At 39.4% G+C, this 14,342-nt stretch carries 18 protein-coding genes; 6 read left to right on the top strand and 12 right to left on the bottom strand.

Annotation, left to right across the window (positions count from 1 at the left end):
* Positions 1-69 precede the first annotated feature (69 nt).
* Entirely contained in the window at positions 70-1,749 is a 1,680-nt protein-coding gene (locus VK91_RS01880; protein ID WP_048390215.1) for a methyl-accepting chemotaxis protein, read from the bottom strand.
* 155 nt (positions 1,750-1,904) lie between these two features.
* A complete protein-coding gene (locus VK91_RS01875; RefSeq protein ID WP_048390212.1) occupies positions 1,905-2,723 on the bottom strand; it encodes a hypothetical protein in 819 nt (272 codons plus the stop codon).
* A gap of 101 nt (positions 2,724-2,824) precedes the next feature.
* Between VK91_RS01875 and VK91_RS01870 the strand changes: the two genes are divergently transcribed.
* A complete protein-coding gene (locus VK91_RS01870; RefSeq protein WP_004229454.1) occupies positions 2,825-3,391 on the top strand; it encodes a hypothetical protein in 567 nt (188 codons plus the stop codon).
* A 30-nt stretch (positions 3,392-3,421) separates the two neighbouring features.
* On the opposite strand, the gene VK91_RS01865 is transcribed toward VK91_RS01870, so the two are convergent.
* The 7 genes from VK91_RS01865 to VK91_RS01840 all read right to left on the bottom strand — a co-directional run bounded on the left by VK91_RS01865 (position 3,422) and on the right by VK91_RS01840 (position 6,882).
* Positions 3,422-3,958 (bottom strand): DUF1572 family protein, encoded by a 537-nt coding sequence (locus tag VK91_RS01865; RefSeq protein ID WP_016992030.1) that lies wholly within the window; start codon positions 3,956-3,958, stop codon positions 3,422-3,424.
* A 63-nt stretch (positions 3,959-4,021) separates the two neighbouring features.
* Positions 4,022-4,903: a hypothetical protein gene (locus tag VK91_RS01860; RefSeq protein ID WP_048390209.1), complete on the bottom strand. Its 882-nt coding sequence runs from the start codon at positions 4,901-4,903 to the stop codon at positions 4,022-4,024.
* Positions 4,896-5,411 (bottom strand): RNA polymerase sigma factor, encoded by a 516-nt coding sequence (locus tag VK91_RS01855; RefSeq protein ID WP_048390207.1) that lies wholly within the window; start codon positions 5,409-5,411, stop codon positions 4,896-4,898. The genes VK91_RS01860 and VK91_RS01855 overlap by 8 nt, the downstream gene beginning before the upstream one ends.
* A 115-nt stretch (positions 5,412-5,526) precedes the next feature.
* A complete protein-coding gene (locus tag VK91_RS01850; protein ID WP_048390205.1) occupies positions 5,527-6,135 on the bottom strand; it encodes an SCO family protein in 609 nt (202 codons plus the stop codon).
* Positions 6,136-6,239: 104 nt separating this feature from the next.
* On the bottom strand, positions 6,240-6,362 hold the full coding sequence (locus VK91_RS22325) for a YvrJ family protein (protein ID WP_004229459.1): 123 nt from the start codon (positions 6,360-6,362) through the stop codon (positions 6,240-6,242).
* Positions 6,363-6,427: 65 nt separating this feature from the next.
* Positions 6,428-6,652, bottom strand: a complete 225-nt coding sequence (locus tag VK91_RS01845) for a DUF2922 domain-containing protein (protein WP_048390203.1) — start codon at positions 6,650-6,652, stop codon at positions 6,428-6,430.
* A 14-nt stretch (positions 6,653-6,666) separates the two neighbouring features.
* Positions 6,667-6,882 carry a DUF1659 domain-containing protein gene (locus tag VK91_RS01840; protein ID WP_048390201.1) on the bottom strand — a complete coding sequence of 72 codons (216 nt, stop codon included), beginning with the start codon at positions 6,880-6,882 and terminating at the stop codon, positions 6,667-6,669.
* 121 nt (positions 6,883-7,003) lie between these two features.
* Here VK91_RS01840 and VK91_RS01835 point away from each other — a divergent pair, with 121 nt between their 5' ends.
* Positions 7,004-7,432 (top strand): DUF2621 domain-containing protein, encoded by a 429-nt coding sequence (locus VK91_RS01835; RefSeq protein WP_004229468.1) that lies wholly within the window; start codon positions 7,004-7,006, stop codon positions 7,430-7,432.
* A gap of 440 nt (positions 7,433-7,872) precedes the next feature.
* Here the strand turns inward: VK91_RS01835 and VK91_RS01830 are convergent, their stop codons facing one another.
* The 3 genes from VK91_RS01830 to VK91_RS01820 are packed head-to-tail and all read right to left on the bottom strand — an operon-like array spanning position 7,873 to position 9,524.
* A complete protein-coding gene (locus VK91_RS01830) occupies positions 7,873-8,367 on the bottom strand; it encodes a CcdC family protein (protein WP_004229470.1) in 495 nt (164 codons plus the stop codon).
* Between the two features lie 25 nt (positions 8,368-8,392).
* Entirely contained in the window at positions 8,393-8,779 is a 387-nt protein-coding gene (locus tag VK91_RS01825; protein ID WP_004229473.1) for a response regulator, read from the bottom strand.
* 34 nt (positions 8,780-8,813) lie between these two features.
* Positions 8,814-9,524: a cytochrome c biogenesis CcdA family protein gene (locus VK91_RS01820; protein WP_016995208.1), complete on the bottom strand. Its 711-nt coding sequence runs from the start codon at positions 9,522-9,524 to the stop codon at positions 8,814-8,816.
* Between the two features lie 512 nt (positions 9,525-10,036).
* Between VK91_RS01820 and VK91_RS01815 the strand changes: the two genes are divergently transcribed.
* The 4 genes from VK91_RS01815 to VK91_RS01800 all read left to right on the top strand — a co-directional run bounded on the left by VK91_RS01815 (position 10,037) and on the right by VK91_RS01800 (position 13,784).
* On the top strand, positions 10,037-10,768 hold the full coding sequence (locus VK91_RS01815) for a FadR/GntR family transcriptional regulator (RefSeq protein ID WP_048390198.1): 732 nt from the start codon (positions 10,037-10,039) through the stop codon (positions 10,766-10,768).
* A gap of 140 nt (positions 10,769-10,908) precedes the next feature.
* Positions 10,909-11,625 carry a (Fe-S)-binding protein gene (locus VK91_RS01810; RefSeq protein ID WP_048390196.1) on the top strand — a complete coding sequence of 239 codons (717 nt, stop codon included), beginning with the start codon at positions 10,909-10,911 and terminating at the stop codon, positions 11,623-11,625.
* 15 nt (positions 11,626-11,640) lie between these two features.
* Positions 11,641-13,068 carry a LutB/LldF family L-lactate oxidation iron-sulfur protein gene (locus VK91_RS01805; RefSeq protein WP_048390194.1) on the top strand — a complete coding sequence of 476 codons (1,428 nt, stop codon included), beginning with the start codon at positions 11,641-11,643 and terminating at the stop codon, positions 13,066-13,068.
* A complete protein-coding gene (locus VK91_RS01800) occupies positions 13,068-13,784 on the top strand; it encodes a lactate utilization protein C (protein WP_048390192.1) in 717 nt (238 codons plus the stop codon). The genes VK91_RS01805 and VK91_RS01800 overlap by 1 nt, the downstream gene beginning before the upstream one ends.
* Positions 13,785-14,342 lie beyond the last annotated feature (558 nt).

Genomic DNA, 14,342 nt, shown 5'->3' with positions numbered 1-14,342 from the left:
ACGATTTTCATATTATTCAGGCTTTACCGACAAATAAAACCCCTGTAACTAGACAGGGGTCAATTGAATTTAGTATTTAAACGATTGAATGGATTCTTGCAGGTCTATTGCCATCTTTGCTAGATGGGTAGAGGCTGCTGCTACCTCCTCCATAGCTGCATTTTGTTCCTCTGAAGAGGCTGCAACACTTTGCACATGATGGCTTGATTTTACCGACACTTCACTCATATAGTCCATTTCCTGCACTAACTTTTCAATATCTTGATGAATTGCTTGAATGGCTGCCGTTACTAGCTCGGTCTGTGCTTGTACATCATTAATGGCATCATCAATTTGTATAAAGTTATCCCTTGCCACATTAACCTTTTCACGACCTACATGGACAGAATCATTACTATTAACCATATCTTCCTCGATAATCCTCGTGCTATCTGTAATTTGGGCCACTACTTTTTCAATATCGACTGCAGCAAGATTTGACTCATCTGCTAGCTTGCGGACTTCCTCTGCCACTACCGCAAAACCTTTCCCATGCTCCCCGCTCCTTGCGGCTTCAATAGAGGCATTGATTGCTAGTAAATTGGTCTGTGTCGCTATACTCTTAATGACATTTACTGCTGATACAATCGCCGCTGTATTGTCATCTAAATCTTGCACACGTGTATTTAGCTCACTTGTGTTAGTAGAGATTTCATTCATTTGCGCTGTAACATCATGTACCGAAGAACGACCTGTTTGTGCCATATTTTTCGTGTTGACTGTTGCTTGATTCACGCTTTGTATGCTTGTAGAAATATCATTCATTTTCTTCAAGATATGGGCAGATAAATTTCGTACATCACTTGTTAATGTATCCTGCTGATCAATCCCTTGTGCAATATCATGAATAGATTCTGTTACCACCTCTGTCGCCTGTGTAACCTCCATGCTACTTGCTGTTAGCTGTTCGGATGTTGCGGCAACTTGCTCAGAGGAGTTTCCGACTTGTTTCATCATCAGTCGAAGCTTTTCTGACATACTATTGAAGGAATCGGCTAAGTGTGCAAACTCATCCTTGGTTTTAAATTGTAAATGCGTATGCAAATTCCCTTCCGAAAACTTATCCATTTCAACTACTGTTTGTTGAATATTTTTTGCGATCCGTCTACCAAATAGTGTTGCGATGATAATGCTTATAAGTAGAGAAATAGCCACTAGAATCATAATTTCCAGGCCACTTCTTTCTCCTTTTTGCTTGGTAGCCTCAATATGAGCCTGCATATCTTCTTGCTGAGCTGTTGCCATCGTTTTTCCAAAGACAACCAATTTCTGAGAGCCCTCACCTAAAATCGGTAAAGCCATTTGTTGTGCCTGCTGATGATCCCCTCGCTGATAAAGAGGCACTATCTGCCCATCTATAGCCTTTTCCCAGTCGTCAAGCTGCGATAAAAATTGATCAAAATCTTGATTACTATCGCCTACTTCTTGAAGTCGATTAATCGACGTATGTAAGGTATTTCGGATTTCATGATGATTGTTGAGCATTTCTTCCTTGCCATATAACATATACCCACGAATAGCCGCATTCGCTCGTACGGTTTGGAACGAGATATCTTGATATAAATGGATTAATTCCGTATTGTCTTCGATTTCTGCTAATGTCTGATTATTATTATTCAAGTAGTACATAGCAATCCCTGATATAAGCAGTAAAAAGATGAGGACAATACCAAAAGCAAATTGCAATTTCCGTTCCACAGTTAGTTTCATATGATTCCCTCTATTCTTCTATAATCCACTTGAGTATAGCCTACCTAAACCTATTAGCCTATAAAATCTATGCTCCTCCTCCTAAACTATCGCTAAAATTTAACAATAATGAGAATTTCGCATCTAATCTATTGACAATAATATCCACTATTTTACTAGTTGAAATAGGAAGTAATCATTTGGAAACCATAGAGATAGCACCAAAAGAGCGGAAGAAGTAGGAGCATTTTCAGAAAATGACCTCTTTTTTCTAAAAACTCTCGAATGCCTGAAGTTAGCATCATCGCACTCAGTAATAGTAAGCTATGTTGAGCCCCATAAATCTGCATAGAGAATGTGATGACCAAGGGCAGGATGGCTGGATAAATAGAATCTGCTAGTGATCTTTTTTCCCTCGTATCGGAGGGAATGCTTTCTTTCTCTGTGGATTTAGCGGCTATTAGTTTCTTTACAAGCATATAGACAAGACCAAAAAATAAAATTGTATAAACAATAAATAATAGCCACGACATTTTGCTTTTCTCATTTAACAAATGAAAATAATCCTCAGCTTCTTGTGCTTGCAGTACATAATACAATCCTGTTTTTTGATCCATTAGGAAGAATCGTTCATCCTCGACTATTACTTTCAAGGCCGTTTCCTTGCCATTATGGAAGTGTATGTATAAATCACTTACTGCTTCATGGTCTGCTGGTCGACTGCTAAGGTCCTTTTTAGTTTGTAAAACTTGCTGAAGGCGATCTGTATCTTTCACCTCATAGCGGTCGACGTAGAATACTTGCTTTAATGGATATAAATATTGCTCTTTGCCATTACTTCCAGACAAATACCAAGCCTCTTTAATTGATTGAATGGGAGTATACAGCGGCACTAGCTCCTCCCGCTGCCTTTCATTGTAAATGAAGAGTAGTAGTGTGCTTATACTTAGAACAATGCCCAGAATAAGTGTATGAATATAACCACTCTTGTACACTTTATCACCTCCTTTACCACTTTACATTTATAGTAATTATTGTCATATACGATTTACTACTCTAATAAGTTTCAGCTATACTTAAATAGAGGTGATGATGTATGAGTAGACCAGAATTATACGTACATTTAGTAGTTGGTCCTGACTGTGATTTTGAATCCATGGCCATTCGAGCAGCACTGGAATCTTTTGGTGCAGGAGTGACACTCGATTTAATTGGCAGACCAAATGATTTAATTGATATTTTATCTGGAAATGATCTTCCTCACAAAATGGATTATTTGCTATTAAACTTTCACGGCGATGAGGGGCGATTTTGTCTGCCTGAGCTAGGAGAAGAGGTATATGAAGAAAATGAACCAAGGAGTATCTATTTTGACCCTCAAGATGTCTTAACCTATTGTCAGCTACAGGGTGTCAAGGTCATTGCGGCAGGCTGTACATTAGGCTGGCAGCAGCTAGCGACAGCCTTTTTAGAGAGTGGCTGTCATTCCTACCTAGCTCCTGATGATTATATTGAGGGTAATGCTAATCTCATGTTTCTAATTCACTTTTTCTATGAGATAATCACAAATCATAGAAGTCAGCAGGAGGCATTTGAACTCGCTCAAGCGACCGACCTAGAAACAGCCTTATACAAGCTCTATTTAGCAGAAAAAAGATCGTAGCACCTACTACTTGACTACGATCTTTCTTCTTTAGCGTTGATGTTTATCTAGCATGGCTTCAGTAAAAGCTTGTGACTGTCCTTTAGGAATACTGAGTGTTTGCCAATCAGAGCCCTTTACCAATTTGGCGATATAAATGATTTGACCGACGTGCTGTGCATAGTGTGCCATTTGTCTTTCAATAGCATCAATGACTGCTAGCCGCTCCCCTCTAATCGTGACATGTCCCTGTAAATCGGATTCTGTTAAACTCGCCAAGGCCTCTAAAAACACTTGCCACCCCTTGTCCCAAGCTGAGATGATTGCTTCTTTGGTGTGAAGACTATCCTCAAACTCATCATCTCGATTTCTCGTTGGCTTTTCTCCATCTGTCGTTAAAAAATCTGTCCAGCGGGAAACCATATTTCCACTTATATGCTTTACAATCACTGCAATACTATTGGATTCTTCATTGTATGCCCAGTGCAATTGTGCCTCTTCCATTTGGGCAAGTGTTTTATCCCCTAGCTCTTTCACACTTTGAAATCTTTTCTGAACAACTTGTAAATAGGTTTGTGCAATTGTCATAGTCGAACCTCCATCCCCTCTTTTCTATCATTCTATTATAGCTCAATTGAAATGTCTCATGACTTATTCGCCAAGAATAAAATCTCTTGCAAGGATTGCCATTTTTTCTTGAACCTCCTGTGGTTCTCCATCAAGTTGATACCCGATATGATAGACATAGCCGTTATAGTAAGAATAAAACTCATTGGCTCTAGTAGTCATTTGAAAGATTCGCTTATCCGTCTCATCATAATTATAATAAGTATATACATAACCTCGTTCTGGTGACATCTCCCGATAAAACAGGGGATTCATAAAATTTAAGCCTATATTCGAAACTTTCATCCCTAAAGTTTCTTCCATATTTTTAGACTTCACATAGCTCGCTAAAGGATTATACTTTACATTTGTCACGGTAAAATTAATAAATTGTAAATCCACCCCAGTAGAGGATTTTTCTTTATAGCTAAATTGAAATTGCGTTTGTTGGCTACCATCCTCCATTTTTGCTGAAATTGCATAGACCTCATGTATATTTGGTTGAAATGGTAAATTTTCAGGATCAGTGAGATGAACGACATCCTCCAGTGATGTTGCTACTGATTGCATCGCCTCTAAACCTTGAAGTGGTGCATAATATTGGATATGTTTTGCCTGACTTAAATAATTAGCAAGTGGAAGAAAATTACTGTATGCTGTGGCTTTTCCCTCCACTTCTGTTTGAAATAAATCCGTGAATGTAGGTGTTTCTCCTTCATCCTGTGTAGCCAACTCGCCCATCGGTTTTGCAGCTTGCCAGGCAATGAATAATAAAATAGAGCAGGTAATCATTATCGTAACGGCACGATATGTCCATCTTGGCTTGGGCATAACAGGCTCTTGCTGAATTTGTTGTCGAACCTTATGAATAATGGCTCCCTTGTGTGCTGAAACATCTTGTAGTACCTGCATTGTATGCTTATCCATGGAAAAGCACCTCCCATTCAATATGTTGTAACTCTATTTTTAATAGCTCCTTTCCTTTCTTTAAACGTGATTTCACAGTACCTTCAGGAATCGCAAGTAGCTCCGCAATCTCTTTAATCGTCATCTCCTCCAAGTAAAAATAGACAATTGCTTCTCGTGGTTTGAGAGGTAAGCTTAAAATGGCATCATCTAACAGCGCTTGTTCATCTTGACGAATCAGTGTGTCCGGCAATGTTGATTTTTGTTTGGTAAAAAATTTATGCTGAAATGTTATTTTTCTGTATGCCCAGCTTTTTAAATAATCTTTGCATTTATTGATTGTCATGCGAGCTAAGTATGCCTTCATCTCTCCTCGTTCCTCATATTGTTTTTGATGATAGAACTTAATAAACACATCCTGTACAATATCCTCGGCTATTTGTAAATCCTTTGTATAGTAATAAGCAATTCGAAACAATTGCTCCGTATGTATAGCCATTAACTGCTCGAATTTTTCATGATCAGACACACCATCATCCTCCTTCTACACTATAAACGACTCACAACCAGAAAAAGATTATTTTTCCAGATAGAAAAATACATAAAAAAACCGCCTCAAGCATTTGAGACGGTTTACTGTTACTTTATAAATTTTCATCAATATATGTTTCGATATCAGAAGCTATCGTATCAATCGGTACATCTTCAATGTTTTCAGCATAACCATTATACATTTTGACGAGGACACCATCTTTATCGACTAAGAAAAATTGATTGCCATGAATGACTTGGTCACTGTTAGGGTCGTTTTTCACTAAAATCTTTGTATTTTTCACCGCAAATTGTTCGATATATTTCTGTGAATACCCTGTAAGAAGGTTCCATTTAGATTCATCTGGAACATTGTATTTACTAAGATAATCCGCTAACACATCTGGTTGATCAACATCTGGATCTACTGAAAAGGCAACGATGTTATAGTCCTCTACTCCTTTTTTCTGAAGCTTTTCTTGGACTTGTGCCATGTTTAATGACATGGGCGGGCAGATGGACACACAGTTTGTGAAAATATACATACCAATCCAAGGCTTACCTTTTAAGCTTTCAAGCGAAACCGTTTCACCACGTTGATTAACATGTTCAAAATCGGGTATTTCTAGACTATAATCTGCTTTAAATTTTGAGTTTCCACATGCGCCTAGCACAGATGCACAGGCTAACAGCAGCACTAGCCCTATTATTTTACGTTTCATGTCAACACTCTCCCTAACCTACACTATCCCCATCCTAACGTAGGTTGTAAGCGTTGACAAGAACTTCTAAGTGACAGCTTTCGTACATCTTTGTGAAATCCATTTCATTTTAATGAAACGAGTGCAGCATGAATCGCATCAAGCTTTACTTCGACGCGGTGCAATAAATAAAATGACACTAAAATCGGAAAACCGATATCGGATATCATGTTCAACCACTGTTCCATCCTTCTCCTCCTCTCTCACGTTAAAAATGGTCTTTGCACTTCTCGTAGCAAAGACCATTGTTGAATTATTCTGTTACTACTTCAAATTCTGTGACTTGACGATCTACAATACGAGCTCCCTTGATGGCTGACAGTGCACCACCTTGCCCAGTAAAAACATTTTTAGCCATAATCGTTGCCATTGCCTGCTGAATGTCAGTCACCGTGATATTCGGCTTTGGTGCATCAATCGAAAGGGTTGTCGTTTTCCCATCAGTTGTGGCAAATTGTAATTCTAGAACTTGTGTCATTCTGTGATCCCTCCTTAAGATAAATCGTGTGTTTCCTGTTTCGCAATGCCAGCCAGTGATTGTGATGAAAGACTAGCAATAGCATAAGCAACAGCTAACAAATCGTCCGCGCTATGTGTGTTGTTAATATTTAGATACGATTTCGTGGTGAACGTAGGTTCATTGTTCTCATCGTAGCCATCCACATACTTGAGACGCAGTGTAGCATTTACAAAGTTAACATTAGCCATGTAGCATCACCTCCCTTCTGCACACTATATAAAGGCGAATTGCTAAAAAAGGGACATTAAGGATGAATTTTTTTTCGGAAGCTTTTATAATAGAGTGAGAGAAGGCAAAGAGGTGAACGATTTGTTACAAGGTTGGTTTTTATGGTTTATTTTATTTTGGGTTGTCGTCCTCATTTCATTGATGGCTATTGGCGGATTCTTCATGTTCCGCAAATTTTTAAAGGCACTCCCAAAGCAGGATGGAAAATCTGATTTAGATTGGCAAGAATATTATTTAGATAAAACTGTTCACTTGTGGGGACAAGCTGAAAAAGAATTACTCTATGAACTCGTAAGCCCCGTCCCTGAGCTTTTTAGACAAGTGGCGAAGGAAAAAATTGCAGGAAAAATTGGCGAGCTCGCATTAGAAGAAAAAGCAGCTGCCATTAACAATGACCTCATTATTCGCGGCTATATCCAAGCAACACCAAAACGCGATCACAAATTTTTACGCAAAAAATTAGAGCAAATGCAAATTGACATCTCCCCCTATGAACATCTATTCGAATGAGTAAACGCTGCACAAATCTTTGTGCAGCGTTTTTACTTAGCTATGGGATTATTGTCCTAACCTGTGTTTTTAAGAAGCTATCCTGCACTTTCCTAGCTTTATCCTCTTTAGTTGGACTTCTAACCGCGCTTTGCTGCTCTATCCTCTACTTTTGAGGTTCTATCCGCCACTTTTATGAGGCTATCCTGCACTTTGCTAGCTTTATCCTCTTTTTTTGGACTTCTAATCGCGCATTGCTGCTCTATCCTCTACTTTTGAGTTTTTATCCGCCACTTTTAAGAAGTTATCCTGCACTTTGATAGCTTTATCCTCTTTTTTTGGACTTCTAACCGCGCTTTGCTGCTCTATCCTCTACTTTTGAGATTCTATCCGCCACTTTTATGAGGCTATCCAGTTCCTCCAGCGCTTAAATGCATAAAAAAACTACACTAGCTTCAGCACTAGTGTAGTTTTGGAATTGTTTTTTTGACGCGTTTAAACTGGATAAGCATTGCGATACGCCAAGGTACCAACATGGCAAAGGCTAATATCCAGAACATACCTGCTAATTCACCGACATCGATGGAGCTACTTAAAATCATTTTCGCCACCACTCGGAATATTAACAATCCGATTAATATAAAAGCGAATGCTTTTGAACGTTTTAAATAAATATCTCGACCCTTTACTTCAAATTTAGAAGTAGCAATTAATATTGTCGAGAATACCATTCCTACAGCTGCCGCCTCTAAGATTTGCATCGGTGGTACACGGAATTGCTCGAATAAAAACATCAGTGCACCTGAGGACATCGCTATTGGTGGAATAATAATTTTCTTCTCATTTGTCGGCATTTTTGAAGCTCTCATTCGTATGACCATCACAAAGCTCCCCATAAGAATGGCCATAATGGTCGACCCTATAACATAATAGTGAGAAGGGATGCTGCTTAACATAAAAAAATCCTCCTCTAATGTCTAATTAACAATTTTGTCCAAGTAATTGATCAGCAACAGCCTTTAATCGTTCTGGCTCGAAAGGCTTTGTAATAAAATCCTTTGCCCCACTCTCAATCGCTTCTACGATTAATTTTTGCTGCCCTAATGCTGTTACCATAATGATTTTTGCATCTGGAAATTCTGGGATGATTTTTTTTACGGCTGCAATACCTGTCATAACGGGCATCGTTACATCCATTGTGACTAAATCTGGTTGTAACTCACGATACATCGCCACAGCTTCCTTACCATTTACTGCCTTACCGACTACCTCATAGCCCCATTCTGTAAACATATTACTGATTGCAACACGCATAAATAGCGTATCATCTACTACTAAAACTGTAGGCACATGTTCATCTCCCTCCACGTTAAAGTTCGGTATGCCTCTTTAGTTTAACAAATTAAAACCCTGTAAATCCACCGAAAATAGGCTGTAAAACGCGTGTAATATACGTTAAGCCATCAAAGAATAATAAAATCCCAACGGCAATCATGATGTAACCGCCGATTTTTACAATTTTCTGGCTGTGTGTACGAATCCAAGTCATTCGTGAAATGAAGAAAGATAGCACGAAGAATGGAATGGCGAATCCTAAATAATACGCAAACATATAGCTAAAGCCCGCACCTGGGTTTGTACTTGCTAACATGATAATCGATGCAAGGATTGGTCCTGTACATGGTGTCCAGCCTGCCGCAAAGGCAATACCAATTAAGACAGACCCAAAATAGCCAGATGGTCTATTTTTAAATTGGAACTTTCGATCCTTCATTAAGAAGTCTATCTGCAATAATCCCACAATCATTAAACCGAATACGACGATTAAAATAGCCCCAACCTGTCGTAATAATGTTTGATAATTTAGGAAGAATTCTGCTGCATATGAAGCACTTAGTCCAATAATGATAAAGATAATGGAAAAGCCTAGTAAAAAGAATAGTGTGTGGAAAATGGCACGTTTTTGTAGCATACCTTTTTCTGATTTTAGCTCATCTAATGTCATACCCGTTATGTACGATAAAAATGCTGGATATAGTGGAAGAGTACATGGTGAAATAAAACTTAAGAACCCTGCACCAAAAGCTAAAAATACGTTAATATCAGATCCCATATTTTTTATTCGCTCCTTACAGTTACTGCATCCATCGTACCAAAAAACAAAATAAAAAGCGCCCTTCTAGTTTGTGAACGTTTCATGGCAAAATGATGAGATTTCTGAGAAGTCCCACCAAGCTACTTCTGCATTATGCGCTCCTGTTGATTTTCTGTCAACAAAATCCGCCAATCTTCCCCCTTTTCCAAAAGGAGCATAGCTAATTTTTCTACCTTTTTCTTGACAGTGTCGATTACTTGTCATTAATGTTGAAAGAAGCTTCTGTTTTTCATAGACACTATCACGCCCATGTTATAGTAAGAAACTATTTATTTTATACTCATCTTTTAAATCATCTGGAAATACAGTCATCTGATGACCTTATTATATGTTTATATGTTTCATTATTTTTTCTTTAAATTTCGACAGTCCTCTACTCTACACAAAGTGTTCATGGTAAACCATGAGTAAATGACTTATTTTCATGTATAATGATGATAGCAAATGAGCGAAAAAAAGAGGTGTAGCCCTTGGAATTAAGAAAGATTCGACCAAAAAAGATCTATGAAGAAGTATCCGAAATCTTGCATGAAAAAATACGAGCTGGTGTCCTAAAGCCAGGTGATCGGCTTGACTCAGTTGAGCAGCTTGCCGAGCAATTACAAGTGAGTCGTTCCGCTGTACGGGAGGCATTATCTGCGTTAAAAGCAATGGGATTGATTGAAATCAAACAAGGCTCTGGAACGTTTGTCAAAAGTGTGCCAGCCCATCAGCTTGACTTTCCTTTATCCACCGCTATGTTAACGAATAAACAGGATATTGCTCATTTACTAGAAGTGCGCAAAATTATTGAAGTGGGAGCAGCAGGACGTGCAGCCCTCCAACGTACAGATCAGGATATTCAGGCAATGGTACAAATTTTAGAGGATATGAAGCAGGCACATGGTGATGGCGAGCTTGGTGAAAAAGCAGATTATCAATTTCATGCAGCTATTTCCAATGCCTCTCAAAACCCCCTACTCACTACAATTTTAGATCAAATTTCTGGTTTAATGATCGAAACGATGAAAGAGACACGGCGAATTTGGTTGTATTCACAAAAAACAACGAGCGAACAATTATATGATGAACATATGCAGATTTTCCTCGCGATTAAACAGCAAAACGAAGAGCTAGCCAAACATGCAATGGCATCTCATTTAAGCAACGTTGAAAAAGTGCTATTACAATATTTCGAAACAACAGAATCCAATTCACACTAAAAACTACCTAGTACAAGCTAGGTAGTTTTTCTTTTCTGAAAATTCATAAAAAAACGTTTTCACTTTTTCAAATTTGTTGTAAGATTAAATTATCAAAAAGTCATCTGATGACCAGTTGTTTATAAAAGGAGCGATGAAATATGAAAGTCACACTATTCGCCACTTGCTTAGTGGATATGTTTCAAGGGGATGTGGGAAAAGCAGTTGTTGAAGTATTAGAAAGACTTGGCTGTGACATCGACTTTCCAGAGGATCAAATTTGCTGTGGACAGCCTGCTTACAATAGCGGCTATGTCGAAGAATCGAAAAATGCGATAAAAAAAATGATCACAGCCTTTGAGCATGCTGAATATGTAGTCTCTCCCTCTGGTTCCTGCGCTTATATGTTGAAGGAATATCCAGAAGTTTTTAAAGGAGACCCCATATGGGAGCCAAAAGCGCAAGCATTAGCAGGTAAAACCTATGAATTCACAGAGTTTATTGTCAACGTATTAAAGATAGAAGATGTAGGAGCGTATCTAGAAGGTAAAGCTACTTATCATACGTCATGCCATATGACAAGATTACTTGGTGTAACAGAGGCACCCTTCCGATTATTAAAGAACGTCAAGGGCTTGCATTATGTGGATCTCCCTGGTAAGGATCGATGCTGCGGATTTGGTGGTACATTTTCTGTTAAAATGGGCAATATTTCTGGAGAAATGGTCAATGAAAAAGTACTGAATGTGGAAGAAACAGGCGCTGACATTTTGATAGGAGCTGACGCAGGCTGCTTATTGAATATCGGTGGCCGCATTCAACGTCAGGGTAAGCCAATTAAAGTGATGCATATTGCAGAAGTGTTAAATTGCCGATAAAAGGGGGAAATAAACATGGCCATGAAAACAAGTGATGAACGGTTTCAACAACGTGTCACGAAAGAGCTAGATAATCAGTTTATGCGTCGTGCGGTTTCGAGTGCCCAAGAACGTTTTCAAACACGTCGCCTTCAACAAGCAGAGGAATTAGGACATTGGGAAGAATGGCGTTCTCATGGAGAGGAAATTCGCAAGCATGTTTTAGCAAATCTTGATTATTATCTTTATCAATTAAGTGAAAATGTTGCCAAACGAGGTGGGCATGTGTTCTTTGCGCAAACTGCACAGGAAGCAACCGACTATATTCAAAGCATTGCTAAAAAGAAAAATGCGGCAAAAATTGTGAAATCCAAATCAATGGTGACAGAAGAAATTAACTTAAATACGGCTTTAGAAGCGCTTGGTTGTGAAGTGATTGAGACAGACCTAGGTGAATATATTTTGCAGGTGGCAGATCACGAGCCCCCTTCGCATATTGTGGCGCCAGCCTTGCATAAAAATAAGGAGCAAATTCGAGATGTTTTTAAGGAAAAACAAGGCTACAGCCAAACAGAAAAGCCAGAGGAACTTGCCCTTTATGTACGTGAAAAATTAAGACAGGAATATTTAACAGCCGATATTGGTATTACAGGCTGTAATTTTGCTATTGCTGAAAGTGGATCGATTACACTCGTTACGAATGAGGGCAATGCTGATTTAGTAACAGCGCTACCAAAAACACAAATCACAGTTATGGGAATGGAAAGAATAGTTCCTACATTTGAAGAAATGGAGGTCCTTGTTAGTTTATTAACAAGAAGTGCTGTCGGTCAAAAGCTAACGAGCTATATTACAACATTAACAGGCGTAAAGGACGAAGAGGATACGGATGGACCAGAGGAATTTCATTTAGTTATTGTTGATAATGGACGCTCGGCTATTTTAGGTAGTGAATTCCAGCCTATTTTACAATGCATTCGCTGTGCTGCCTGTGTTAATGCTTGCCCTGTCTATCGTCATGTTGGTGGGCATACGTATGGCTCTATCTACTCTGGACCTGTAGGTGTTGTGCTCTCTCCACTTTTAGGAGGCTACGATGATTTTAAAGAACTGCCCTATGCTTCTACATTGTGCGGTGCTTGTACAGATGCTTGCCCTGTTAAAATTCCATTACATCAGCTCATTCATCGCCATCGTCAGGTCATTGTTGAAAATGAGGGCAAGGCACCTATCTCTGAAAAGCTTTTAATGAAGGCATTTGGTCTAGGGGCTTCCTCCCCTACCCTTTATAAAATGGCGACAAAAATGGCTGCACCTGCCATGTCTCCATTTATCAAAAACAAGACTATTTCTAATGGTCCAGGCCCATTAAAAGCATGGACTGAGGCAAGGGATTTCCCTGCACCAAGTAAAGACAGCTTTAGAGACTGGATGAAGCATCGTCCAAAAGGAGGCGGGCAATAATGACTGGTATGATTCAGCGTCGAGAAACCTTTTTAGCAAATATTGCGAAGCAGCTCGGACGTTCGCCTAAGACAAAACTACCACGACCAACTTGGCAGTATCAGCCACAAGATCGTGTGCTCAAAGATGCGACAAAGGATGAATTGGTGGAAATATTAATTAAGCAGTGTGCCAACATCCATACCAATATTGTCATTTCTAATACTGCGACACTTCCAGAGGATTTACAGGACGTTGTTGACAAGTATGGAGGTCAGTCTGTTATTACATGGAAGGATAAACGGTTCCAGGACTACGGATTATCTGCACTTATGAACGAACGATGGCCACAAGCCAATATTCAGCTTTATGAATGGGATTCACAGCAACCTGAGGAAAATATCCGTCAAGCTGAAAAAGCAAATATTGGCGTGACAATTAGTGAAATGACGTTAGCAGAATCGGGGACTGCCGTGCTTTTTAGTAGCAAAGATAGAGGGAGAAGCATTAGCTTTTTACCTGAAAAGTCGATCATTATCATTCCTAAAAGTACAATTGTGCCTCGTATGACACAGGCAGCTCGTTGGATTAGTGAAAAAATCCGTCAGGGTGAAAAAATTGCTTCCTGTATCAACTTTGTTACGGGACCAAGTAACTCAGCCGATATCGAAATGATTCTTATCGTTGGTGTCCATGGCCCTATTCAAGCAACCTATATTGTTATTGATGATCAGTAAAAGAACAGGCATGCATTTCACCGCATGCCTGTTCTTGTTGTTGAAAAAGATGATGTCAACTGCAGAAAAAGCAACTTTGCAAGGTGAGGGGTTGATTTCCGTTCCGCCAGCGTCCTTTCCAGGGGGCGTCCGATGAGCCGCTTCACTCACTTCCGTTCGCTCCAGGGTCTCCTCTGTGACGCTCAATCCCCTAGGAGTGACGCTGGCTCCACTCCAATCAACCATTCTGCAAAAGGGGCTTTTCCTTATCTTTCATACTAGCTAGCCGTAGTAATCAAATTAGCCTATTATTTGTATGATTAGAGAAAGGATAGACTCTTAATTTCATTGCGAAGAAGTAATGAGTGTCAAAAGCCCTCCATAAAATGGGTAGTGAAGACCTTCACTTTATTTGAAAACCTTTGCTAAAAAGTTAGTGGGTTGAAGTGGAAGGCTACTTGACTCCCGTGGGATAGCGAGACAGGCGAAACCCTGCACGGAGCCGTAGCGGAGGAAGCGATTCGGCGCTCGCCCACAGGAAAGCAAGTAGCCTGCAACGGAAATCCATTTCTACCTTTC

This window comes from Lysinibacillus sp. LK3 (assembly GCF_001043675.1).
Classification (GTDB): domain Bacteria; phylum Bacillota; class Bacilli; order Bacillales_A; family Planococcaceae; genus Lysinibacillus; species Lysinibacillus capsici.
This window is presented reverse-complemented; position numbering and strand designations above follow the sequence as displayed.